General features: G+C 50.0%; 22 protein-coding genes. 12 read left to right on the forward strand and 10 right to left on the reverse strand.

The features are described from left to right. Nucleotides 1-368: 368 nt before the first annotated feature. Complete coding sequence (locus tag PH235_RS09325) at nucleotides 369-1,466, forward strand: RNA-guided endonuclease InsQ/TnpB family protein (RefSeq protein WP_272162086.1); 1,098 nt, start codon at nucleotides 369-371, stop codon at nucleotides 1,464-1,466. A gap of 350 nt (nucleotides 1,467-1,816) precedes the next feature. Here PH235_RS09325 and PH235_RS09330 read toward each other — a convergent pair whose 3' ends face one another. The 4 genes from PH235_RS09330 to PH235_RS09345 form a co-directional block, all read right to left on the reverse strand. Then, complete coding sequence (locus tag PH235_RS09330; RefSeq protein ID WP_205076523.1) at nucleotides 1,817-2,155, reverse strand: zinc ribbon domain-containing protein YjdM; 339 nt, start codon at nucleotides 2,153-2,155, stop codon at nucleotides 1,817-1,819. Nucleotides 2,156-2,621: 466 nt separating this feature from the next. Further along, nucleotides 2,622-5,294 carry a pyruvate, phosphate dikinase gene (gene ppdK / locus PH235_RS09335; protein ID WP_272162087.1) on the reverse strand — a complete coding sequence of 891 codons (2,673 nt, stop codon included), beginning with the start codon at nucleotides 5,292-5,294 and terminating at the stop codon, nucleotides 2,622-2,624. Between the two features lie 24 nt (nucleotides 5,295-5,318). Next, the gene (locus tag PH235_RS09340) at nucleotides 5,319-6,146 is read right to left on the reverse strand and encodes a pyruvate, water dikinase regulatory protein (protein WP_272162088.1); all 828 of its coding nucleotides are present in this window, start codon (nucleotides 6,144-6,146) and stop codon (nucleotides 5,319-5,321) included. A gap of 15 nt (nucleotides 6,147-6,161) precedes the next feature. Further along, on the reverse strand, nucleotides 6,162-6,797 hold the full coding sequence (locus tag PH235_RS09345) for a CBS domain-containing protein (protein ID WP_086987566.1): 636 nt from the start codon (nucleotides 6,795-6,797) through the stop codon (nucleotides 6,162-6,164). A 209-nt stretch (nucleotides 6,798-7,006) separates the two neighbouring features. Here PH235_RS09345 and PH235_RS09350 point away from each other — a divergent pair, with 209 nt between their 5' ends. The 6 genes from PH235_RS09350 to PH235_RS09375 all read left to right on the forward strand — a co-directional run bounded on the left by PH235_RS09350 (nucleotide 7,007) and on the right by PH235_RS09375 (nucleotide 14,764). After that, nucleotides 7,007-10,285 (forward strand): DEAD/DEAH box helicase, encoded by a 3,279-nt coding sequence (locus PH235_RS09350; protein WP_272162089.1) that lies wholly within the window; start codon nucleotides 7,007-7,009, stop codon nucleotides 10,283-10,285. An 81-nt stretch (nucleotides 10,286-10,366) separates the two neighbouring features. Beyond that, complete coding sequence (locus tag PH235_RS09355) at nucleotides 10,367-11,152, forward strand: threonine/serine exporter family protein (RefSeq protein ID WP_272162090.1); 786 nt, start codon at nucleotides 10,367-10,369, stop codon at nucleotides 11,150-11,152. Beyond that, nucleotides 11,149-11,613 (forward strand): threonine/serine exporter family protein, encoded by a 465-nt coding sequence (locus PH235_RS09360; RefSeq protein WP_106450850.1) that lies wholly within the window; start codon nucleotides 11,149-11,151, stop codon nucleotides 11,611-11,613. The genes PH235_RS09355 and PH235_RS09360 overlap by 4 nt, the downstream gene beginning before the upstream one ends. 88 nt (nucleotides 11,614-11,701) lie before the next feature. Continuing rightward, nucleotides 11,702-12,361: a YrrS family protein gene (locus PH235_RS09365; RefSeq protein WP_272162091.1), complete on the forward strand. Its 660-nt coding sequence runs from the start codon at nucleotides 11,702-11,704 to the stop codon at nucleotides 12,359-12,361. Between the two features lie 126 nt (nucleotides 12,362-12,487). Next, nucleotides 12,488-13,264 carry an IclR family transcriptional regulator gene (locus PH235_RS09370; protein ID WP_272162092.1) on the forward strand — a complete coding sequence of 259 codons (777 nt, stop codon included), beginning with the start codon at nucleotides 12,488-12,490 and terminating at the stop codon, nucleotides 13,262-13,264. 495 nt (nucleotides 13,265-13,759) lie between these two features. Continuing rightward, nucleotides 13,760-14,764: a sugar kinase gene (locus PH235_RS09375; RefSeq protein WP_272162093.1), complete on the forward strand. Its 1,005-nt coding sequence runs from the start codon at nucleotides 13,760-13,762 to the stop codon at nucleotides 14,762-14,764. 84 nt (nucleotides 14,765-14,848) lie between these two features. On the opposite strand, the gene PH235_RS09380 is transcribed toward PH235_RS09375, so the two are convergent. From PH235_RS09380 to aroE, 6 genes are all read right to left on the reverse strand, one after another. Further along, complete coding sequence (locus PH235_RS09380; RefSeq protein ID WP_272162094.1) at nucleotides 14,849-15,073, reverse strand: hypothetical protein; 225 nt, start codon at nucleotides 15,071-15,073, stop codon at nucleotides 14,849-14,851. A 19-nt stretch (nucleotides 15,074-15,092) separates the two neighbouring features. Next, nucleotides 15,093-15,536, reverse strand: a complete 444-nt coding sequence (locus PH235_RS09385; protein ID WP_272162095.1) for a GNAT family N-acetyltransferase — start codon at nucleotides 15,534-15,536, stop codon at nucleotides 15,093-15,095. A 9-nt stretch (nucleotides 15,537-15,545) separates the two neighbouring features. Next, the gene (locus tag PH235_RS09390; protein ID WP_272162096.1) at nucleotides 15,546-16,256 is read right to left on the reverse strand and encodes a hypothetical protein; all 711 of its coding nucleotides are present in this window, start codon (nucleotides 16,254-16,256) and stop codon (nucleotides 15,546-15,548) included. Nucleotides 16,257-16,416: 160 nt separating this feature from the next. Further along, a complete protein-coding gene (locus tag PH235_RS09395; RefSeq protein WP_272162097.1) occupies nucleotides 16,417-17,277 on the reverse strand; it encodes a prephenate dehydrogenase in 861 nt (286 codons plus the stop codon). Beyond that, a complete protein-coding gene (locus tag PH235_RS09400; protein ID WP_272162098.1) occupies nucleotides 17,261-17,791 on the reverse strand; it encodes a shikimate kinase in 531 nt (176 codons plus the stop codon). Before PH235_RS09400 ends, PH235_RS09395 begins: the two co-directional genes overlap by 17 nt. Before the next feature lie 18 nt (nucleotides 17,792-17,809). Further along, a complete protein-coding gene (gene aroE / locus PH235_RS09405; protein WP_272162099.1) occupies nucleotides 17,810-18,619 on the reverse strand; it encodes a shikimate dehydrogenase in 810 nt (269 codons plus the stop codon). Between the two features lie 455 nt (nucleotides 18,620-19,074). Here aroE and aroF point away from each other — a divergent pair, with 455 nt between their 5' ends. The 5 genes from aroF (at nucleotide 19,075) to pheA (ending at nucleotide 25,038) form a co-directional block, all read left to right on the forward strand. Then, nucleotides 19,075-20,100: a 3-deoxy-7-phosphoheptulonate synthase gene (gene aroF, locus PH235_RS09410; protein ID WP_272162100.1), complete on the forward strand. Its 1,026-nt coding sequence runs from the start codon at nucleotides 19,075-19,077 to the stop codon at nucleotides 20,098-20,100. A 250-nt stretch (nucleotides 20,101-20,350) separates the two neighbouring features. After that, the gene (aroB, locus tag PH235_RS09415; protein WP_272162101.1) at nucleotides 20,351-21,424 is read left to right on the forward strand and encodes a 3-dehydroquinate synthase; all 1,074 of its coding nucleotides are present in this window, start codon (nucleotides 20,351-20,353) and stop codon (nucleotides 21,422-21,424) included. Nucleotides 21,425-21,482: 58 nt separating this feature from the next. After that, on the forward strand, nucleotides 21,483-22,778 hold the full coding sequence (gene aroA / locus PH235_RS09420; RefSeq protein ID WP_272162102.1) for a 3-phosphoshikimate 1-carboxyvinyltransferase: 1,296 nt from the start codon (nucleotides 21,483-21,485) through the stop codon (nucleotides 22,776-22,778). Next, nucleotides 22,775-23,872 (forward strand): chorismate synthase, encoded by a 1,098-nt coding sequence (aroC, locus tag PH235_RS09425; protein ID WP_119093463.1) that lies wholly within the window; start codon nucleotides 22,775-22,777, stop codon nucleotides 23,870-23,872. Before aroA ends, aroC begins: the two co-directional genes overlap by 4 nt. A 20-nt stretch (nucleotides 23,873-23,892) precedes the next feature. Next, entirely contained in the window at nucleotides 23,893-25,038 is a 1,146-nt protein-coding gene (pheA, locus tag PH235_RS09430) for a prephenate dehydratase (RefSeq protein ID WP_272162103.1), read from the forward strand. Nucleotides 25,039-25,066: the final 28 nt, after the last annotated feature.

Below are 25,066 nucleotides of genomic sequence, written 5' to 3' on the forward strand. Positions count from 1 at the left end.
TCCGAAGGAAGTGGTGGATGAATTCGATCAGATGGACGAAGGGGATCTGTTGGATGCTCCTCGCTTCACTTGTGAGAATTGCGGTGGAGAAATGTATCCTGAGTACTATAAAAGTACCCACGGAGTGCAATACAAACTGTCAGATTATCAAAAAAAATAATACAACTACACAAAAAAAGGCATCGGGATGGTTTTTCCCCGATGCTTTTCTTATTGATTCTGAACGGAATCAGCCAGGCTTATCATCATGAACATAAGCATTAAACGGGGGGATACCAGTTGGGAGAAATCTGGCTAAATGTATTCAAATATTTTGTTTTTGATTCCATTTCCTTATATACTTTGCGTATAGAAAGGAATGAAACGAAATGATGCTGACAAAGAAAGTCCGCTTGATTCTGATAGACGAAACCTCCAAACTCTATCAAGCAGCTGGTGTTGCCCGCTGGGCATATAACTACACTATCCGGATGCAGGAAATTAATTATCGCTTCGGCGGAAAGTTTATCAGCGATAATGAACTGCGCAAGCACATCACCAAAATGAAGAAGCGCAAGAAATATGCTTGGCTGAATGAAGTTTCCAATAACGTCGTCAAACAGGCAGTCAAGGATGCCTGCGCAGCTTATAAAGCCTTTTTCAATGGTCAGGTCAATCATCCTCAGCTTAAAACCAAACGCCGGTCCACACCGAGTTTCTACAATGACTGCGGCAAGCTGAAAGTGAAAGACAACCGCGTTCTGTTGGAAAAGATCGGTTGGGTGAAGACCAACGAATCGTTGCCGATGGGGTGTAAATTCTTCAACCCGCGTATCAAGTTCGACGGCAAATATTGGTATCTTACCGTCGGGGTTGAGGTAAACCCGGAAAAAGTTGAACTGGACAATCGGAGTGTCGGCGTTGATGTCGGCATCAAGGAGTTGGCTGTAACCTCCGATGGCATTTTCTACAATAACATCAACAAAACAGCCTCCGTGAGGAAAGCGGAGAAACGCCTCAAGAGATTGCAGCGGCGTGCAATTAAAAAATACAAGAAGGGAACGCCTAAATCTAAACATCTCCTAAAATTAGAAGATGAAATCCGAAAACAGCACAGACGCTTAGCTAACATCAGAACCAACCATGTCCATCAAGCAACGGCGGAGATTGTGAAATCCAAACCATCCCGCATTGTGGTAGAAACGCTGAACATCAGCGGGATGATGAAGAATAAGCATTTGGCTAGGGCAATTGCGGATCAGAAACTATATTTCTTCAAACAATGCTTGCAGTATAAATGCGAACTGTACGGGATTGTATTTGTGGAAGCGGACAAGTGGTACCCAAGTTCCAAGTTGTGCAATAATTGTGGAACGCTCAAAAAGGACCTGAAACTCAGTGACAGGGTTTACCACTGCGTGTGCGGGCATCATTGTGATAGAGATCTAAACGCAAGCTTCAATCTGAGGGATTACCAAGCAGTCTAACGGTAGCTCAGATATGTACGATTCGTTGCATCGGAATTTAAGCCCTAGGAGTGTTGAACAAACAAGAGTAGTCTCTAAAAGGACGAAATTGAACACGAAGAACAGGGAAGTAAACATAAATTTGATTTATGGCAACGGTGATGACCATTAAACTTTCTAAAGACAAGTCACAACGGAAAGGAACGGTGATCCGACGCATATCTCCTAGCTGTCAGGAGTGACAGCCATCGTACAGATGAAAGGCGTGAGGCCGGATAGAATGGTAATGTATCACCCAAGTGGATCTAAACATAGAAAAACTGGCAAGGTTCCCTTTAGGGGTGCCTCGCCAGTTTTTTTCGGAATCGTAATTATGCTTTTTTGACGAACTCAGATTTCAGTTTCATAGCGCCGAAACCGTCGATTTTGCAGTCGATGTTGTGGTCGCCTTCCACCAAACGGATGCCTTTGACTTTTGTTCCGACTTTCAAGGCACTCGAGCTGCCTTTGACTTTCAGGTCTTTAATGACCGTAACTGTGTCGCCGTCCTGCAGCAGGTTGCCGTTCGCATCCTTGACGATCAATTGATCTTCGTTTGCTGCATCAGCAGCATCCGCGCTCCATTCGTGCGCGCACTCGGGGCAGACCAGCATAGCGCCGTCTTCGTAAGTGTAAGCAGAGCCGCATTTCGGGCAATTAGGTAATTCCATCATGATTTTTATTCCTCCATTATTTTGAAATACTGTCTTCTGACTTTTCATTTCCGGCCTGTTTTGACAAGGCGGAAGATGCTTATATACTGCCACATTTTAGCCTTGTTGACAATAGAATCCGGACAATATAAGAATAATAACCAATAAGCAGAAAGAGAAGGAATGTTTGAAGTAACTCAATCACGGATGCCTATGTGGATGTTGGCATCAGATTGTCGGATAAATCGAGGGCATCCGACAACCTGGTGTTGGTTTTAGATCAAATTGTCGAATGCTGAACGACATTCGACAATTTCGGCCCAGATATCGCTCGAATACTCGAATGCGGAACCAGCATTCGGCTATTTCACACATAATCTGTTACGAATTGCCGGATATACTCAAGTTATCCGACAATCCCAAATCTGCACAAAAACAACCCCACCAGCAATGACTATCGTTGGTGGGGTTGTTTTTAACTGGATCAGATACTGCCGCTCAACATAGCGTCTTTCTCTACTGACATTTTCGCTTTGTTTTCTTTGATCGCAACCTGTGCGGACGCCAAGCGGGCGATCGGCACGCGGTACGGCGAGCAGGAAACGTAATCCAAGCCGATGCTTGAGAAGAAGGCGATGGATTCGGGATCGCCGCCGTGTTCGCCGCAGACGCCCAGCACCAAGCAAGGATTGGTTTCGCGGCCCAATCTGGCGGACAATTTGACGAGTTTGCCGATGCCTTTGACGTCCAATGAGTGGAACGGATTCGGCTTCAACAAGCCTTTGTCTTCGTACTCCTGCAGGAACTTGCCGGCGTCGTCGCGGGAGAAGCCGAAGCCCATCTGCGTCATGTCGTTCGTGCCGAAGCTGAAGAAGTCGGCCTCCAGTGCGATTTCGTCGGAAGTGACGGCCGCGCGTGGGATCTCGATCATGGTTCCGATCAGGTAAGGGATGGTCGCAGCCTTTTCGGAGAAGACCTCCTCGATTTCCGCCACGATTTCCGCTTTGACGTAGCGCAGCTCGTCGACGTCGCAGACCAACGGAATCATGATTTCCGGTGTGATTGTGCTGCCGGTTTCTTCGGCCGCAGCGATGGCTCCTTCGATGATGGCGCGCGCCTGCATCCGGTAGATTTCCGGGTAAGTGACGGCCAAACGGCAGCCGCGGTGGCCAAGCATCGGGTTGACTTCATGCAAGGAATCGATGTGCGCCTCCAGTCCAACCAAAGTGCTTCCCATCGCTTCCGCCAGGGCAACTTTATCCGCATGCGCTGTCGGCAGGAATTCATGCAACGGCGGGTCCAACAGGCGGACGGTCATCGGACGATCCTGCAGCAAGGCGAACATTTCCTGGAAATCCTGGCGCTGCATTCCCAATAATTCAGACAAGTACTTCTTACGTTCGTCCAGCGTGCGGGAAAGGATCATCTGGCGAACAACCGGGATCCGGTCCTTATGGAAGAACATGTGCTCGGTCCGACAAAGGCCGACACCTTCCGCACCCAAGGACAATGCCTGTTTGACGTCGGTCGGGGAGTCCGCATTGGCTTTGACCTGCAGCACTTTCATTTCGTTGACCCATTCCATGAAGGTGCTGAATTTGCCGCCCAAAGTCGGGTTCTGCTTGGCGATGGTGCCGGCGTAGACTCTTCCGGTTGCGCCGTCGATCGACAACAAGTCGCCTTGGTGCAGGGTCACATCATCGATGACGACGGTTTTGTTATCTTCATCGATGATCGCTACCGTGCAGCCGGCCACACAACATTTTCCCAAACCACGAGCCACGACTGCCGCGTGGGAAGTCATGCCGCCGCGCGCCGTCAGGATGCCTTCCGAACTCATCATGCCGGCCAAATCTTCCGGCGATGTTTCGCGGCGGACCAGGATGACCGGTAGGCCGTCCTTTTGTGCCGCTTCGGCATCGGCAGTGGAGAAGTAGATATGCCCGGATGCCGCTCCTGGTGAAGCGCCCAGCCCGGTCGCCAACAAGGCTGCTTCATCCAGTGCTTTCGTGTCGAAAGTAGGGTGGAGCAATTTGTCCAACTGGCCGGTTTCGATGCGCATCACGGCTTCTTCTTTCGTGATCAGGCCTTCGTCCGCTAAATCCACGGCCACTGCGACGGCTGCGGCTGCTGTGCGTTTCCCGTTGCGGGTCTGCAGCAGGTACAGTTTACCTTTTTCGATCGTGAACTCGATGTCCTGCATATCGGCGTAGTGGTTCTCCAGTTTTTCAGCGATGACCTTGAATTCGTTGAAAACGGCGGGCATCACTTCCTCCAGGGTATCGATGTTCAATGGCGTGCGGATGCCGGCCACGACATCTTCGCCTTGCGCATTCATCAGGAATTCGCCGAACAATTTTTTCTCGCCGGTCGCCGGGTTGCGCGTGAAGGCCACGCCGGTACCGGAATCGTTGCCGCGGTTTCCGAACACCATGCTTTGGACAGTGACGGCTGTGCCGAGGTTATGCGAAATATTGTGGATTTCGCGGTAAAGGATAGCCCTTTCATTGTTCCATGAAGAGAAGACGGCTTGGACGGCCTGGTGCAATTGGTCCAACGGCTCCTGCGGGAACGTTTCGCCGGTTTCGCGTTGGTAGACGGCCTTGTATTGCGCGACCAACTGGGTCAGGTCTTCCAGAGTCAATTGGTTGTCGAACTGGTAACCGTTCTCATTTTTGACAGTATCCAGGATCGCTTCGAAATGGATGCGCGGAACGGATTTCACGACATCGGCGAACATCTGGATGAAACGACGGTAGCTGTCGAAAGCGAAAGTCGGGTTCTGCGTCTGTTCAGCCAGACCTGCGACTGAAGCGTCATTCAACCCCAAATTCAGGATCGTGTCCATCATGCCGGGCATCGAGAAGGCGGCACCGGAACGGACAGACACCAGCAACGGGTTGGCAGGGTCATGGAATGATTTCCCGACTGCGTTTTCCAGGTCGATAAGGGCGGAATCGATCTGCTGTTGGATCGCAGTCCAAAGTGTCCGGCCTTCATCGAAATAATGGATGCAGGATTCTGTTGTGATCGTGAATCCTGGAGGGATGGGCAGGCCGAGATTGGTCATCTCGGCGAGGTTGGCGCCTTTGCCTCCCAATAACATCTTTTGTTCTTTTTTGCCTTCTGAAAAACGGTAAACCCATTGCTTCGTCATATACTTTTCCTCCTTGTGAGTGGTCTATAGTTGCTTGCGGCTGATATTCATGACATCCATGTAGTGCAGGATGTGGTCGGCTGTTTCTTCGATCGCTTTGCTCGAAACATCGATGACTTCGCAGCCGATCTGTTTCATGATCTGGTCTGCGTATTCGAGTTCCTCCAGGATGCGTTCCATGCCGGCGTAACTGGCGGAGGGCGGCAGGCCCAACGTTTTCAGGCGTTCTTTGCGGACTTCATTGAGCTTTTTCGGCGAATTCACCAGGCCGATGATCCGCTCCGGCGCAATCGTGAAGATTTCTTTCGGCGGCTTCGATTCCGGAAAGAGCGGGATGTTCGCGACTTTCACATTCTTGTTCGCCAAATAGATCGACAGCGGTGTCTTGGATGTGCGGGACACGCCGACCAGCACGATATCCGCTTTTTCGATGCCGCGCGGATCGCGTCCGTCGTCATATTTGACGGAAAATTCGATGGCTTCGACGCGGTTGAAATAGTCCTCGTTAAGCTGGCGGTTCATGCCCGGTTTTTCTTTGGCCGGAAGCTGGAACAGTTGCCCCAAACCTGTCAGGATCGGACTGTAGATGTCGACACCAATCAGGCTGGCTTGTTCGATCTGCTCCTTCATGTAATCGGCCATTTCCTTTTTCACGAAGGTGTAGAAGATCATCGCCTTCTCATCTTCGGCCGCTTTTGCGCAGATGTCGTCGATTTCCTCAGTCGTCTGCACATAGGAATATTTCTTCAGTTGGTAATTTTCCGTCTCAAATTGGTAGAGGGCGGAACGGATCACCACATCGGCTGTCTCACCGATGGAATCGGATACTAAGTAAATCGCATTAAGGTCCATTTGCACACTTTCCTCCTAAAGGTCTTTATTGAATATATCAAGCAACAATCTGCTGGCGGTCGATTTCGAAAATTTTCCGATGACCTCTTTTTTTCCGGTCTCTTCATACACGGAACGGGAAAGGACCGGCAAACTGTCGACGCGATGGGTAACGAGCAATTTGGTGGCATCGACAACGAACGTATCGCTGAAGACGGTATACAGATTCGGCATCTTCGTCATGACCATTCCGACCGGGATTGCATTCAGATCGGAATCGCCCAAAGCGCTCTTGAGCAGGTCCTTGCGGGAAACGATCCCCAGTATTTCCCGGTTGTCTGTGACATAAAGGGAGCCGCAATCCTCCAGGAAAAGCTGGATGATGGCATCTTGGATGCTCGTTTCTTTGGTGAGGTTGACCGAGATGGCCATCACCTTTTCGACTTTTTGTTTGGCGATCTGTTCGACCAGCACGGAGTTGGTGTGCTCCTCGTTGATGAGATATCCGACTTTCGGTTTGGCCTGAAGGATGCCGCTCATCGTCAGCAGCGAAAAGTCGGGGCGCAGCGTCGCGCGCGCAAATCCTAGTATGGAGGCAATCTTTTCACCGGAAATCGGCTGCTGTTTCTTGACGATTTCGATGATCTGTTTTTGCCTATCGGTAAGTTCCATTTTTCCACCTCAATTCTTAATGTGATGTGCTAATGGGTATATAGTATGTCACATTGGACGCGTTGTCAACACAAAGTGACACCTTTTTTTAGGAAATGTTTCGGCTGCTGGAGTAGCATCCGACAATACCCGTGCTATTTTTGTAGCCTGATCAACTCCGGTCTATGGTAAACTTATAAAGACTAAGCGAGTAAGGGTGTGGGCCGAAAATGTTTTCAGTGGGATACAATACGCAAGATATTAAGGATATAACTTACAGCAACACGACCTTCCAGAAAGGGATGCTATTGTTTGAGAGCAGGGCAATCCGGAAATTCACATCGGAAGAGGGTGGGCGTTCCTTCTATGCAGACATCAAAGGGACGAGAATCTATGAGGTAGAGGTTTATCTTGATGAATATGAGGAAATCGAGGATTATTACTGTCCGTGTCCGGCCTTCGAAGGTTATCCTGGACCCTGTAAACATGTAGTTGCCTTCCTGCTGGAGTTACTTCATTCTTCCTCGGACTACAGAGATGAACGGAAATCCTCGAGCAAAAAAGAATCGACAGGAAACGTGGCCAGCATTGCTTCGACGAAGCAATACGATAGCGAACAGACGAGACGCTTGCTGAACGTGCTTCAATTCGAATTGCTTCAAGAAAACGATATATTTGATAAGGTACCCATCCAGGTGGAATTTACACTGATCATGTCCAACCTTCGCTATGGGCAACGGTTCAGTCTGCAGATGCGGGTAGGGTGCGGGCAACTTTATATTGTGAAAGATTGCGAACATGTCGTCAACAGCATTTTGACGGGACAGCAGGTTCCCTTTGGCAAGAAATTCACTTTTTCAGCTGATAAACATGAATTGTCCGCTGAGGACCGTGCCGTTTTTCTTCTTTTGAAGCAAGTCAGCGATTCTGCTGCAGCTTCAGGCCGTGATCGTCGGTCGAACGAGGACCGCAAAGAGATCACTTTGCCCGGGAGTATGCTGAAAGAACTATTGGAGAAGTTGTCGATGACACCTCTAGCCAGCTTCAAAACCAATCCATATCAGACCTATGGGAAACGCATATTGCCGGAAAATTTGGTGATGGGTTCTGAAAAACTGCCGATCCATTTTGACCTGAGTGAATTAATGGATGGTGGCTTTCTTTTCGAAGAGACGACAGAGGCTGCACCCGAGAACATTTTTTTCCACGAGGCGGATATCTTTCTTATAGGCGGACGTTTTTATTATTTGACCACAAGCATAAAGGACCGCTTGAACAGCATCTATGCAGCCATTTCGCAGTCCGGACATGAGGGATTGCATGTCCCACCAGAAGCCGCGGGTGACTTCTTGGCGATCGCTGTTCCAGCGTTGCAGAAATTTGCGAACATCACACTGGCGGAATCCGTGCAAGCGACATACCAACGTTACCCATTGCAGGCTGAGCTCTATCTGGACTGGAAAATGGAAAGACTGATTTTGGAATTGTTTTTCCGCTATGGTGAAACCAAAATTGCTGTCACAAATGAAATCAAAACTGAAAAATTGCTGTCACCTGAAACAATTGTCAGGGACAGGATCGCTGAGGAAGTCTTATTCCAAAAGTTCATCGAGACCGGAAATGATGCGTTTAAATTTGAGGATTCGCTCTACCTGGAAGAATTGGATCATATCATGTCGTTCCTGTACGAAGGTCTTGAGAAGCTCGCTCCGCATTGCGAAATATTCACGACAGTGGCTGTCGAGAACCTGCTTTACCAACAGGTCAGGCCACCGAAAGTCGCAATCGAAGTCAACAACCAATCGCGTTTGTTGGATGTGACCTTCAGCACCGACGAAATCAGCATGGATGACCTGAAACAGATGGTCAGGCAAATTGCGGCGAATAAGTCGTATCACCGCCTGTCCAACGGCAAGATCGTCAACTTGCGCCAAAAGGAAATTAAGGAACTGACCGATGCGATCGTGCAGCTGGATGTGCCTTTGAAGGATCTGGAAAAAGAGATGTCCTTGCCGCTCTATAAGGCTTTCGGGGTGGATACCGATGCGGGGGTCGTCCATCAGGATGAGGATTTCATGACGCTCATCAATCGGATGGAGAAGCCCGAAAAAATCGACTTCGAATTGCCTGAGGATTTGAATGCTACCTTGCGCCCTTACCAGGAAACAGGTTACAAATGGCTGAAAGGCCTTGATCATTACGGCTTCGGCGGCATCCTTGCGGACGACATGGGACTCGGCAAGACGCTGCAGATCATCAGCTTCATCGCTGGCTCGCTCGGGGAAGGCGACACCAAACCGTATTTGGTCATCTGCCCTTCCAGCGTGCTCTACAATTGGCAAAAGGAATTCAAGCAGTTTGCGCCCGACATCCAAACACAGCTCATCACCGGCACGAAGAGCGAAAGGAGCGACTGCGTAACGGCTGCGATCGCCGAGAATATTCCGGTCTGGATCACCTCCTATCCGCTGCTGCAGCGCGATGAGGATCTGTATGAAGGGAAAGCCTTCCGGACCGTCATCCTGGATGAAGCCCAAAGCGTCAAGAACGCCACAGCGAAGACGACAAAGGCGGCTTCCGCGCTCCAAGCCAACAATAAAATCGCTTTGAGCGGGACACCGATCGAAAATGCGTTGTCCGAATTGTACACCATCTTCAGCATCGCGCAGCCAGGCCTTTTCGCAACGAGAACGGACTTCAAACAGATGGAACCGGCGCAGATCGCCAAAAAAGTCAAACCGTTCATCCTGCGCAGACTGAAGGCGGACGTGCTGAAGGATCTGCCGCCGAAGATCGAATCGATCTCCTACATCGAAATGACCGAAAAACAGAAGACCGCCTACTTGTCGCAGCTGCAATTGATGCGACAGGAAACAAAAGAGATGTTGGACGCGGATACGCTGAACGAAAACCGGATCAAAATCTTGGCAGGCATTACGCGCCTGCGCCAAATCTGTTGCGATCCGGCCTTGGTCATTGCCGATTACAAAGGCGGTTCCGGCAAATTGGACAGGCTGATGGAGTATTTGGCGGAAGCAAAGGAGAACGGCAGACGCGTCGTCTTGTTCTCCCAGTTCACGCAAATGCTGGCAATCATCCGCGAGAAACTGGATGCGGCCGGCGAAGCCTATTTTTACCTCGATGGTCAGACGCCGAACCAGGACCGCTTGACCCTAACAACCCGCTTCAACGAAGGCGAGAAGGATCTTTTTCTGATTTCCCTGAAAGCAGGCGGGACCGGTTTGAACTTGACCGGCGGGGATACGGTCATTCTCTATGACTCCTGGTGGAACCCGGCCGTCGAAAGCCAAGCGACCGACCGTGTGCACCGTTTCGGCCAGAAAAAGGTCGTGCAGGTCGTCCGCCTGATCGCGACCGGCACGATCGAGGAACGGATCAACGAATTGCAGGAACAGAAACGCGAAATGATCGATTCCGTCATCCAGGCAGGCGGCCAATCGGTCACCTCCTTGTCGAAGGAAGAATTGATGCAGCTGCTGGAAATATAGAGTTTGCTGTAATGATTGGGCGTGGGCCGCTAGCAGGCTGCGCACAAGTCAATAATGTTTTGAAAAGGAAGGGGGATTTGGATGACAGTTACACCTAATCCGGAAATGGATTTTGAATTATACATGGATACAGCGGTCCTGGCCGGGCAAATCATGCTGGAAAGCAACGCGGAAACTTACCGTGTCGAGGATACGGTGACGCGCATCCTGAAGAAGACCGGGCTGCAGATGACCGAAGCATTGGCTTTGACCACCGGGCTCGTCGCTACGCTCGACAGTCCGAATATGCACGCGATTACAGTCGTCAAACGGATTACGGAACGCACGACGAACTTGAACCGGGTGTCCCGCGTCAATGCCGTTTCGCGGAATTTCGTCGAAGACAGATTGACGATCCAAGAGGCTTACGATGCGCTGCAGAACATCGACGAAATCCAATACAGCAGGCGTCAGAAAAGCTTTGCGCTGATTGGCTTTATCCAATTGTTCATCTTTTTGATGGGCGGGACTTTCTATGACTTTTTGGCGATGATTCCGGTCAGCGCCGCAGTTTCTTTTGTTTTGCACATCGCGGTCAAATGGAAGATCCGCCCGTTCATCCAGAACATGGTCTCCAGTTTTGTGATTGCCGTGTTGACGGCCATTTTGTCCGAACTATTAACCTTTCCGATCCAGCCGGATACGATCATCATCAGTGCCATCATGCCATTGTTGCCGGGTACCGTACTGACGAACGGCATCCGTGACACTTTCCGCGCGGATTACATGTCGGGAGCGGCCAAAATATTGGAGGCCTTTGTGATCGCTGTATTCATCGCAATCGGCATCGGTGCCGGGTTGATCGTCGGCGGGGAGGTGATCCGATGACCCTGTTTAATATCGTTTTGGAAATGGTCGTCGCTTTTGTTGCTGTCTACTTCATTGCCATCACCTTGGAAGCTCCGAAACGGACTTTGCGCTATGGAGCATCGGGCGGGGCTTTGGGATGGGGCGTCTACCTTGTCGCACTATCGTTTTTGGACATCGTCGGGGCCACTTTTCTGGCGAGCCTGTTCATCGCTTGGATTGCGCATCTGTTCGCGCGTCATCTGAAGACGCCGGTGACGATCTATTTCATACCTGCCTTCATCGCTTTGGTTCCCGGAGCCGGCGTATATCAATCGGTCTATTCCTTCATCAACAAAGAGTATGCAGTCGCGCAGCAGCATCTGGTCCTGACGCTACAGATATCGGGAGCCATCGCACTGGCAATCTTCATTGTTGACAGCCTTTTCGGGCTCATGGCCAGGATTAAGGCTTCAAAGCAAAAGAAAAGCCAAGCTAAATAGCAGCCTGTGACACAGAGTTGTAAACTGGATTTAACGTAGCCGTATCGCAAATATGCTAAACTTGTATCATTCAGAAGGGGGCTACTGCATGTCCGAGAACAATCAAAAACCGACCAGACAAGATTTACACCGAAATCATAAAAGCAATAACCTGCTCGTTATATTGGGCATCATCGCCGCCGCATTTTTGGGGCTCGTGCTCCTTTATAATATTTTTTACGGGAATGATGAAGAACCATCTGTCGCGGCAGGTAATCAAACAAACTCACAAAGCATGATCATCACCGAATCGGATGATTCCAGCAAAACGTCCTCTTCAGCAGAGGAATCTTCGAGTGAAGATAAAGATGAAGACAGCGCCAAGGAAGAGTCGAAAGAAGAGAAAGATGAAGAATCGGATGAAGATACGGATACGGAAGAAGTACCATCGTCCGATGAGAACGTAACAAAGGCCTATACCGGTGACTGGGAACCGATCGGCACGACCCAAACCGGGGAACATGTCACGGATTACAGCGACGGCTCCGCCGACCGCAATGAAATCAAGCAAGCCATTGCTGCCGTGACCGGCATCAGCGCCGACAACATGATCGAATGGTGGATCGGCAACGCCGGCGATCAGCAAGTCACCGCCACAGTCTCCGATACACAGAAAAAGACGATCGCACGCGTCCAGCTCAACTGGGTCGACGACGAAGGCTGGCAAGTCACGTTTGTGGAAGAACTGAACGAAATACCAAACAACTGATCAACACAGCAAGGCGCTCTTGGATAGGGCGCTTTTTTGCGTTGCTTATTTGGAAATGTTTCTGTACGGAATGCTCGTTTTGGGGTAAACTATTTCTGAATAGGAAACAGTTGAGGGGTGTCAAAAATGGAAGAAGAGAAAAAACCTTACGGAACGGTCCTGCTGAAAGCCGCAAAAATCATCGATCATTTATCCAACAGCAAGGAGGCCCAGAGTCTGGCCGCCATCGCAGCCAACACGGGTCTGTCCAGCCCGACGGCACTGAAGATCCTGGACACGCTGCTTTTGATCGGATATGTCGAAAAGAATGAACAGACCAAGCGTTTCACCTTGGGCAGCGTGCTGATCCGCTATGCGAACAACCGGCTGGCGAATCTGGACATCATCAAAATCACCGATCCGTACCTGCGGAATCTGCAGGCGGGCTTGGACGAAACGGTCCATTTGGGCATTCTGGATAAGGATGCGGTCCTCTACGTCAACAAGCTGGAGACCCAGAAAGCGATCGCCAACATCAATTCCCGCATCGGCAACACCAACCATCTCTACAGTTCCGCGATGGGCAAGGCGATGCTGGCCGCCTTCAGCGACGAAGAGTTGGCAGCGTATCTGGATCGGGTCGAACTGGTCGCGGACACGCCGAACACCATAACGGATCGGGATGTTCTGAAGGAAGAAGTGAAAAAAGTCAAAGAGTCGGGTTTTGCGACCGATGACGAAGAGAACGACCTGGATGTCATCTGCATCGGGGCGGCGCTCGTGATCGACAACAAAATCTATGGCGCATTCAGCGTCAGCACGCCGAAGTACCGTTTCGAGCGCGAGAAGACCATCGAAAAGGTGCTGGAAACGAAAAAGAATCTGTTGTCCGAATTGAGCAGGACGAACACGTTTATTAGTTGATTTGGTATTCTGATTTGGTATTCTGGTTCGAGTTTGCGCGTTTGGATTTGACCGGGTCTCCCCGCCAAAATGGGTTTGGCGGGGAATCTCGTGTTGTCCGTGGACGTTTTCCCCCGCCAAGGTGGTTTCGGCGGGTTTTTTGATTGTGATTTGAACTGTTTTTCCCCGCCAAAATGGGTTTGGCGGGTTATTTTTGTGCGGTAATTCATATCCCAATGTCCCGAAACCCTAAATCTCTGGGAAATTGAGAATGTTAAGTGACAAACTACTGTCCAAACGTCAATAAAATAGAAATTCGCTCACATAGGTGTTGAAATAACCAAAAGGAAACCGTATAATGAAACCAAAGCATTTCCTAAAAGAAAACAGGATTTCCTATTTGGAAATTACGTAAGTTTTATATCATGCATTTCACGTCGGTTGCCTCATACCAGAAACAAGAATGTAACCGCGTTCAGAAAAAATCCATTAATATAATCGGGAGCGTGCGAGAAGATGAGTAAAATTTTGACGTTGGGCGAAATCATGTTGCGCCTATCAACAGATCCAGGAACATTGATGACCTATTCCACAAATTTCACCGGGCATTACGGCGGCGGGGAAGCGAACGTCGGCATCAGTCTGGCGAATTTTGGCCATGAAGTGGCTTTCGCAAGTAAAGTGCCGGCCAATCCGCTCGGTGTTGCAGTCCGCAAACATCTGAAGAGTTACGGAATTTGTACAGCCTTGCTTCGAAAAGGCGGCGAACGCCTGGGCACCTACTATTTGGAAAGCGGCGTGGGGGAACGTGCGGCTTCCGTTGTCTATGACCGTGCCCATTCAAGTTTTTCCAGCATGGAAACCTTGGAGTGGGATTTCGACGAATTGTTCGAGGACGTGAACCTGTTCCATATTTCCGGCGTCACTGCTGCGCTCACAAAGGATTGGGCCGCATGGTCGGTCGAGTTGGTGCGGGAAGCGAAAAGACGCGGAATCAAAGTCAGTTTCGATATCAACTACCGCGCCAAACTTTGGACGCAGGCTGAATGCGGTGCTTTCCTGCAGCAAGTCTTGCCGTTGACCGACTATCTTTCTGCGGGTAAATTGGATGCCTTGCATCTGATGGGGATTCCGGAAAATACGAGCGAACAGGAAGACGTGACTTATTATTACGAGAAGATGGCGGAAAAATATCCGAACATCGAAGTCTTCTATTCCACCATCCGTCAGGTGCATTCCGCCAGCCACAATGTGCTCCAAGGGACGATGTGGCGCAACGGAGAGACGAGCTTCTCGAACGTGCATACGATCACTCCGATCGTTGACCGGATCGGCGGCGGGGATGCGTATGCAGCCGGTATCCTGCACGGTATCCTCTCCGAGTATACAGCGGAGCATACCGTCGATTTCGCGATCGCCGCTTCCAGCATGAAGCACACAATCCATGGCGATTGCAACCAATTTTCCGCCGAAGAAGTGGAAGACTTCAAGAATTCCGAGTCCGGTGCAATCAAACGATAAGAAAATGGCTATCAAAAAGGCAAGCGTTCGGTCAAAAACCGAATGCTTGCCTTTTTTGTCGGCTGCGCCGCGCAGTGTTTTAAATCAGATGAATTCGCTGTCGTATTTCTTCTCCAACTGTTTCATTTCATTTTGACTCACTTGGTCGAGCGTCATGAAAGCCAACAACAAGTTGAAGTCGTCGCGGGCTTCCGAATCGGTGGCATCCCAGATGAGCGTGTGCGCCGCCTCGTCCTCATCGAGATCCTCCGATAAATCGACCATGTTGTTGCGCCATTTGATGTATGCTTCGTATTGTCCAGGTTTCATATTGTTTCCTCACTTTTCTTTATTTCATAATGTAGATCATTTCGATTTCGCGCTTTTCAAGATCGGTTCCGCGCTTCATGAAGCCGGCGTTTTCGAGCGTTTCCCGTCCCCATTGGTTGCCGATCTGGATGGATGCCTGCAGCAGCGTGCAGTCGAATTGCGTTTCGATCCATTTCGCAATCTCCCGGACGCTTTCGGAACCAAAACTTTTGGATTGGAAGGGCTGGCCGATCATGAACTGTTCGAGCGTCATGATCGCAGCTTTTTGCTCTTTTTTGACGAAGGCCAAGCCGACCATTTCTTCCTCTGCATAAAGGGCGACAGGGAAAAACTCTTGCGGTTGGACATAAGCGAGCGCAATCATTTCCGCATTCGGGCGGATGTATTTGCGCTGCCAATCATCGACGCTCAACGCAAGTGCGGCCTCGATATTGTCTTGTGAAAGGTTACGTATAGTGATCATTTTTTACCCCTAGTCCGTTTCGTTATTTTTGGTTTCCGTTTCGAAGGTGATTAGGTAAGCCTCAAGCCAATTGCCGCTGCTCTTCAAGGCGAAGTAGCCCAGGATAGCGACGATCGCTGCGGCGGTGCAGTTCACGATCAGGTCACCCATCGTATCCAATAGGGCTGACTGACCGATCAGCGGAACGCCCTCGATTGTAGCGGTCCGTTGCGTATTCTGGCCCATGACGCTGTCGGCGAAAAATTCATAAAATTCCCAGAGCACACCGATTGTAGTTGCCAGACAGAAAGAGAAAAGCGAAGACAAAACCGGTGTCAGGTTCAATCTTTGGACGCCTCCCTCCTGCAGATTGGCGATGACGGAAAATCCGAGCACCCCAAATAAAGCGGAACTCAAGGCATGTTGGATAGTATCCCATTCGGCAACCGTGTCATAGAACCCGCCAAGACTGCCCAACAAGAGAGCCAAATAGAGAAACACAGCATAGATAAAGGTGATTCTTTGAGGCAAGAGGATACGCGTATGTTTCCGCAGGAGGGAAGGGAAGAGCAAAGCAACCAGCCCGAAGCCTACTTGAACAAGCCGGAGGAAATGCTCAGCTTGCTTCTCGGTGCCTCTCGTTTGAACGAACCGCACAAATTCATACCCGGTGATCAGGATGAAGCTCGCAAAGATGAACAGGATAACAGCGTAACTGAATTTTTTCAGCGTTTCACGCATGGTTCTTCAGCCTTCTTTCATTTATTCAGCGCATGTATCATCTACTCTCATTTTAGTCGACTTCAGCGGGATTCGCAACTTGTCAGGCCTCTTTATGCCGCGAAAAAAGGATACCGTTATGGCATCCTTTTTTGCGGCGATCGAAAATAAAAACGGGCGCTTATCTGTCGAACTTTTCCCGTCGCTTGGTGGACTTGATGAAAAGCTGTTTTAACGCAATACTGTCGTCGTTCTTGATGGCTGCCTTGATCAGGTCGAGCTGATCTTCGAACGTCTGGATGCTCTTCAGCAAGTACTCTTTGTTCTCCAGGAAAAGTTCGCTCCACAGGTCCTCGTTGATTTTAGCAATCCGGGTCAACTCGCGGTAACTGTCTCCGGTGAATTTTTCCGTTTCGCGGCCTTCAACATCGCTGTTGACCAAAGCCACGGCGATCGCGTGCGGCAACTGGCTGGTGAAGGCGATCATTTCGTCATGGTAATCGGCAGAGATGCGCGTGATCCGCCCGAAGCCCATCTCCATGATCAAAGCTTCCATGAAAGCAAGATTCTCCTCTTTGTTGGATGGGAGCGGCGTCAGGATGTAATTCGCATTTTTGTAGACGGAACTGCTGGCGAAATCGATCCCTTTTTTCTCGCGTCCGGCCATCGGATGACCGAAGACGAAGTCGATCGAGGCAGGCAAAACCGACAGGATATCTTCGATGAAGAACTTTTTGACACCCGTCGCATCCGTCAGAATCGAGCCCGGCTTGAAATGCTGCTTATGGGTGACGATGAAATCGTGCACCAGACGAGGATAAAGCGAAAAAATCACCAAATCGGATTGCGGAAGGATGTCTTTGCCATCCTGATAGCCCTCCTTGATGAGCTGTTGCGCTTTGGCTTTATCCAGCGTCGCTTGGTCGATGTCGATGCCGTAAAGATTGCGGTAGCCGGCATCGTGAAGGGCCATTGCGAAAGAACCGCCGATTACGCCCAGACCGACGATTGTGATGTTCAGCTCTTTATTGGGGATTGTCATGGACGTCGCCTTCCTTTCCTGCTCCAATGTGGTGAGCGATGATTTCAGCGGCAAGCTCTTCCAATGGCTTATCGTTCTTCACGACAAAATCCGCAGCGTTTAGATAGAGTGTTTCGCGTTCGGCCTTCAGCGCATAGATCCGTTCCAATCCGTCCTTCAGCAGCGGACGGTGGGAAACTTCGATGTCGTGCGTGATGTCTTCGACTGCTCGGTCGATGTAGTAGACTGTGCCGTTCTTTTTTAAGGCCACGATGTTTTCGTTGCGTTTGACGACACCGCCGCCCGTGCTCACGATCGTATCCTCGAAATCGGCAATTTCCTTATAGGCATCCGACTCGATGTTGCGAAAATAGTCCTCCCCGATTTGGAAGAGGTCAGTGATGCTTTTACCGGTCCTCTCCTCAATGAAGGCATCTGAATCGATGAAACGGTAACCGATTATATTGCTCAGTAATTTTCCTAAAGTCGTCTTGCCTGCACCGGGCAGTCCGGTCAGGATGATATTTTTTCCCAAATCCTTCACCTATTTCCGTTATGATGTTATTTTTTCATAGATTTCTTGGTTCAATGTAAGTTCGAAAGGCCGTTCCAGCCAGATTTCCTGGGATTTGATGCCTTGATGCACCAACATTTCCAATCCATTGCAGGTCTTCAAGCCGGCTGTTTTTGCCAAACGGAGGAATTCCGTTTCCTGCGGGTTGTAGATCAGGTCCACGGCTGCGCTGAATTGACGGATCACTTCGACTGGGACCGCGCTGAGGCCGATGTTGTCGGGGAACATGCCGAGCGGTGTCGTATTGATGATCAGATCGCCTGAGATGTCCGTTATCTCATCATAACTCATCAAGGAGATGCGCGGATCCTCCGGAATATCAGTCAGGGAGCCTTTTTTTCGTGAAACGATGATAATCTTATTGATGCCGTTATCAAGCAAATATAAAACGACTGCTTTTGCGGAACCGCCGAAGCCCAAAACCATGGCTGTTTTGTTTTCGACTGCAATGTCGTGTGAAGCCAACATAGTTCCGAATCCATAATAATCGGTATTGGCGCCGTACAGCTTGCCGTCTTTTACCTTGATTGTGTTGACAGCACCGATGCGCGTCGCTTCCGGTGTGATTTCGTCCAAGTAAGGCATCACCGTCTGTTTGTAGGGAATCGTCACGTTGACGCCGACAAACTGAAGTACGCGGATCCCTTCAATCGCCGCTTCCAACTCTTCAGGGGGCAATTCAATATGTTTATAACCGGCATTCATTCCGATCAGATCGAAAAAAGTCGAATGGATTCTTTCTGAATAACTGTGGCTGAGATGTTCGCCGAATAAGCCGAAAAATTGCATCAAGTTTCACTCCTTTTAGGAAAGTGTAGATTATTGCCATGTAAATTTCAATACCCAGATTAAATTAAAAAAAAATTAAAAAAACTATTGCAATGATTAGAGCGTTTGTTATAATGATTGAAATCAGACGTTTTCATTATGAGTTCAGCTGATTAAATGATACACAAGAGAAGAGGTCATCCGATGGGTTCCACGCATGCTATCAATCTTTTACAAACAAACTTTTACTTTACATACTTTACATTCTGGGGCTTCTATTTTAGCGCTGGATATTTTGTTTGGAAAAAATTGCATAGAGCGAATATGAGAAACATCAGGGGATGCGAGAAATAGGTTGCAGGACGGATCGTCGGGCAACAGCATTTTTGGATAACGAAGCTTAAGGCGGTGCTCATATAACATGGGCACCGCTTTTTATTTTTTTAAAAGCAAAAACATACTAGGAGGAACAAGACATGATCATCATTTTGAAGAAAACGGCCAAAAAAGAGGAAATCGACGAACTGACAAAACGCTTAACGGATAAAGGGGTCATCGTGAGCCCGGTAATCGGCGAAACAATGACTATTTTGGGCTTGGTAGGGGACACTTCGAAAGTATCGATGGACACTATTCAGCAACATCATATCGTTGAACGCGTATTAAAAGTTCAGGAGCCTTACAAAAAGGCCAACCGCAAATTCCATCCGGACGATACGGTTGTCGAAATCGACGGCCAACGCATCGGTAACGGCTACTTCGGTGTGATCGCAGGTCCTTGTTCCGTTGAAGGCGAAGAACAGATCATCAGCATCGCGCAACGCGCAAAAGCGGCAGGCGCTAACTTCCTCCGCGGCGGAGCTTTCAAACCGCGCACTTCCCCATACAGCTTCCAAGGCTTGGAATTGGAAGGCTTGCGTTTGCTGAAATTGGCGAAGGAAGCGACTGGCTTGCCGATCGTAACCGAATTGATGTCCACGAAATTCGTCGATGAATTCGAAGCGGATGTCGATCTGATCCAAATCGGCGCGCGCAACATGCAAAATTTCGATCTATTGAAGGAAGTCGGCAAAACAAAGACACCAGTCCTGTTGAAACGCGGGTTGTCCGCAACATACGAAGAATGGTTGATGTCGGCTGAATACATCATGTCCGAAGGGAACGAAAACGTCATCCTTTGCGAACGCGGCATCCGTACATTTGAAACGGAAACACGCAATACCTTGGATATCCAAGCTGTTCCGGTCATCCAGAAATTATCCCACTTGCCGATCGTCATCGATCCAAGCCACGCTGGCGGTTCTGCTTACCTAGTGCCATCCATGTCCAAATCGGCAGTCATGTCCGGAGCAAACGGTTTAATGATTGAGATCCATCATGATCCCGAGAACGCATGGAGCGATGGCCAACAATGTTTGAATCCGAATGAATTCGAGGAATTGATGGTTGTTGTAAAACAACTGATTGCCATTGAAGGAAAGCATTTGGATGCGGTAAAATAAAGGAAGAACTTTCCGCGCATTCCAATGCGTTGGCTAGCTTCACGGGTTAGCCCTTCGGAATTTAGATAAATCGTACCTATTGCGCTCTTCGATGCTCAGTTGCATGGGAGTCTTAGGGATTCATCCCTTAGAGTCCCAGTACAAGGTGACCGTAGGGAACGTTGCATGGCACGATTTCCTAAAATTCTTTCAGGGCTGAACGAACCCGTTCCGCTTTTCTTTTAATGAGATTTGAATAAGGAGTGAAACAATGGCTGAATTACATGTGGGACTCGGCAAAAACAGCTATACGATCCTGATCGAAAATGGCTTGCGCCACCGTCTTCCGGAAGAAATCAAAAAAATCTACAGCGGCAAGAAGATTGCCATCATCACGGACCATAACGTCAATGAGCACTACGGTTCCCAGTTGGAGGTAGGCCTGCAGGCTGCAGGGTACGAGACGCTTGTCGTAGCCTTGCCGCCAGGCGAGCAGACGAAAGATTTCCAGATGCTGCCGCTGATCTATGAACAATTGTTGGATTTCCAACTGAACCGCAGTGAATTGATCATTGCCTTGGGTGGAGGCGTCATCGGAGATCTCGCAGGTTTTGCGGCTGCCAGCTTCCTGCGCGGCGTGCCTTTCATCCAAATACCGACTTCCTTGTTGGCCCAAGTGGACAGCAGCATCGGCGGCAAGGTCGGCGTCGATCTGGCAAGAGGGAAGAATCTGGTCGGGGCTTTCAATCAACCGAAGAAAGTGTTCATCGATCCGGAAATGCTGAACACGTTATCGGACCACTTTTTCCGCGACGGTCTCGGGGAAGTCATCAAATACGGCTGCATCAAGGACGCCGAATTCTTCAGCTTCCTGCAGACGCTGCATACCCGCGAAGAGATGATGGCGCACATCGAAAAAATCCTCTACACGTGCTGCGACATCAAGCGCAGAGTCGTGGAAGAGGACGAGAAGGACACCGGCGAACGGATGCTGCTGAACTTTGGCCACACGATTGCGCACGCTTTGGAAACCTACACCAATTATGCGAAATATTCGCACGGTGAAGCGGTGGCCATCGGGATGGTCGCGATCACACGCCTTTCCGAGAAAAAAGGCTTCACAAAACTTGGTACTGCAGCCGCGATCGAAGCACTGGCGAAACAAGTCGGCTTGCCTACGGAACTGCATATGGAAGAAATTGATTTGGACAGCTTGTTGGCGATCATGACGTTGGACAAAAAGAATTTGGACGACCATCTGAAAGTCATCCTGTTGAAGGAAATCGGCAACAGCTACGTTCAGGATGAAACCATCGCCTTCTTTGACGATCTGGAGAACATGTAGAGCTATACTATAGAAGAAACAGAAGAAACAAAATCGAAGAAACAACAGGAGGATTACAATGGATTTGACGATACAGCCACATAAGCTATCGGGAACAGTGACTGTCCCGCCTTCAAAAAGTTTGGCGCACCGTGCGGTCATCTGTGCCGCGCTTTCCGACGGCACCTGCAAGATCGACAACATCGCGCTTTCGGATGACATCATCGCAACTACGGAGGCCATGAAGGCATTCGGAGCAGTCATCGAGCAGGATGGCAGCACCTTGACGATCACCGGCGCAGGCCAATACGTTACGGAAGCAAAAGCCGATGCAAGCGCAACGACCGCGGAGCACCTGATCGACTGCAATGAATCTGGTTCGACCTTGCGTTTTGTCGTACCGATCTCGACACTTTTCCAAGGCGCGAGCCGCTTCATCGGCAGAGGGAATCTGGGCAAACGTCCATTGACGATCTTCTACGATATTTTCGAGGAACAAGGCATCTCTTACAAACCGACTGAAGGCGAACTTGATTTGGTCGTGGACGGGAACTTGAAACCGGGACATTTCTCATTTCCTGGAAATGTCAGCTCGCAATTCATCACAGGTCTTTTGTTCACCTTGCCGTTGTTGGACAGAGATTCGGTCATCACGATCACGACGCCGCTTGAATCGATCGGCTATATCGATTTGACGTTGGATGTCATGAGCGCTTTCGGTGTCACCATCGAAAACGAAGGCCATCAACTTTTCCGGATTAAGGGTGGACAATCCTACAAAGCGACGGATTACCGCGTCGAAGGGGATTATTCCCAAGCGGCCTTCTTCCTTTGCGCAGACGCATTGGGGAACGACCTTTTGGTGGACGATCTGAAGATGGATTCGCTGCAGGGTGACCGTGCTGTCGTCTCCATTCTGGAAGCGATGGGCGTCTCTTTCGAGCAGCAGGGCAACGGCTTGATCGGCACGGCAGCAAATGGGCTGCACGGCACGCTGATCGACGCAGCGCAATGCCCGGACATCATTCCGGTCGTCGCGTTGACGGCTTGCCTGAGCGAAGGCAGAACGGAAATCATCAACGCCGGCAGACTGCGCATCAAAGAATGCGATCGTCTGCAAGCGACGGCCAGCGAATTGAAGAAACTGGGCGCTGACATCGAAGAATTGCCGGAAGGACTGCTGATCCACGGCGTCAAATCACTGAAGGGCGGAGAGACGGTCTGGAGCTACAAAGACCACCGCATCGCCATGATGCTGGCGATCGCTGCGACAGTCTGCGAACAGCCGATCACGGTCACGGATGCTGAGTGCGTTTCGAAATCGTATCCGAATTTTTGGGAAGACTATAAAGCAATAGGGGGCAAGATACAATGAGCGGTGTATTTGGGAATAAATTAAAGGTATCCATCTTCGGAGAATCACATGGTTCCGCAATCGGCGTCACCATCGACGGTCTGCCACCAGGCCATAAGATCGATATGGATAAAGTTCTGGAGGAAATGAAACGGAGAGCGCCAGGTCAAGGGGCTTTGACGACGCCAAGGAAAGAAAAAGATCAGCCTGAGATCTTGAGCGGTTACTTCAACGACATGACGACAGGCAGCCCGCTTGCGGCGATCATCCGCAACAGCGACACGCGGTCCAAAGACTACGGTCAGATGAAGAAATTGATGCGTCCCGGTCAGGCCGATTACCCAGGCTATGTCCGTTACGACGGCTTCAACGATTACCGCGGCAGCGGCCATTTCTCCGGCCGGATCACGGCACCGCTAGTGTTTGCTGGTGCGATCGCGAAGCAATTGCTTGAAAAGCAAGGCATCACCATCGGCGGTCACGTCAAGAGCGTAGCCAAGATCCAGGATGATAGCTTCCTGAACACCGAAGTCACACCGGAAATGCTGAAAGGCTTTGCGAGCAAAGAACTGCCATTGTTGAACGAGTCGCTTGAAGAGGAAATGCGCAACCTGATCCGCGAAGCAAAAGCCAGCGGTGATTCCGTTGGTGGAACCGCGGAAATCTGTGTATTGGGCATCCCGGCAGGAGTCGGCAATCCGTTCTTTGATTCCGTTGAGTCCGTTCTGGCGCATATTCTTTTCTCCGTGCCTGCCATCAAAGGTTTGGAATTCGGAAGCGGCTTCGGCATCGCAGAAATGCTTGGATCGGAAGCGAATGATTCCTATTATTATGACGGCGACCAGATCAAGACCCGCACGAACCATAACGGCGGCATTTTGGGCGGCATCACGGACGGCATGCCGATCATCTACAAAGTGGCGATCAAGCCGCCAGCTTCCATCACAAAGCTGCAGCAAACCATCAACATCGAAGACAAGACGGATGCGGAATTATCGGTTGAAGGCAGACACGATCCGATCATCGTACCGCGCGCCATTCCTGTATTGGAGGCCGTGACGGCAATCGCGATCCTGGATCTGCTGTTGGATTCCAAATTCTATAAATACGACTGAGAACGGAGTGGAAGGCGAGTATGACGGATTTAGAAGACTATCGCAAAGAGTTGGATGCCATTGATCAGGAGCTTGTGGCTCTGTTCGAAAAACGGATGCACATTTCCCAAGCCATCGGCAATTATAAGCTGGTGCATGATTTGCCCATCTTTGACGAAGGCCGTGAGCAAAGCGTCGTGGAAAAGAATCTTACCCACCTGAAGAGTGAAGAGTTTGCGGTGCAGACCCATCATTTCTTGGATACGATCATGGATCTTTCGAAGGAAGTCCAAAAGGATGTCCGGGCGGCTTCGAATGACTATGAGCAGATCTTTGCGATCCACGATCCAAAAGAGCACGCGCAGATCGGTTATTTCGGGGAAACGGGCTCGTTCTGCGAAGAAGCGATGTTGGCCTATTTCAAGGAAGCGCCCCGCGATCCGAAAAACTACCATACCTTTGAATCGCTGTTCTTGGGTATCCAGAACGGGGAAATCGATTACGGCGTTCTGCCAGTGGAAAACTCTTCCACTGGTGCGATTTCACAAGTGCTCGATCTGTTGTACAAATACGGCCTTTCCATCGTGGGCGAGCAATACATCAAAATCGAGCAGCATCTGATCGGCCTGGAAGGGACCGGTCTGGATCAGATCGAGGAAGTCTATTCGCACCCGCAAGGTTTCCAGCAATCCACCGATTATTTCAAGGACCACGAGCAGTGGCGTCAGATTCCGTTCCACAGCACATCCGACAGCGCGAAAATGGTGAAGGACTCCGGAGATGCGCACAAGGGCGCCATAGCCAGCAGAAGGGCAGCCCATATCCATGGCCTATCCATCTTGGCGGAGAGCATCCAGAATCAGAGCGAAAACACGACCCGCTTCATCATCGTAGGCAAGGATCTTGAGTCGAATCCGCGCTGCAACAAAGTCAGCGTGGTGTTCTCTTTGGACAATCAAGCCGGCACGCTGTTCAAGCTGCTGCGTCATTTCGCGAGGTACCACATCAACCTGATCAAAATCGAGTCCCGCCCCGTCGAAGGGGAGAAATGGGAGTACCTGCTTTACCTGGACTTCGAAGGCAACATCGCCGACGAAAACGTCCATGAAGCCTTGCGCTTCATCCATCGGAGCAGCGTCTATTTTCGCTTGTTGGGCTGCTATAAGGCCGCTACCGAAAACAAATAAGCAAAGCTTTCCGCCCTTACGCGGAAAA

The sequence above is a fragment of the Trichococcus sp. K1Tr genome (assembly GCF_028309625.1).
Classification (GTDB): domain Bacteria; phylum Bacillota; class Bacilli; order Lactobacillales; family Aerococcaceae; genus Trichococcus.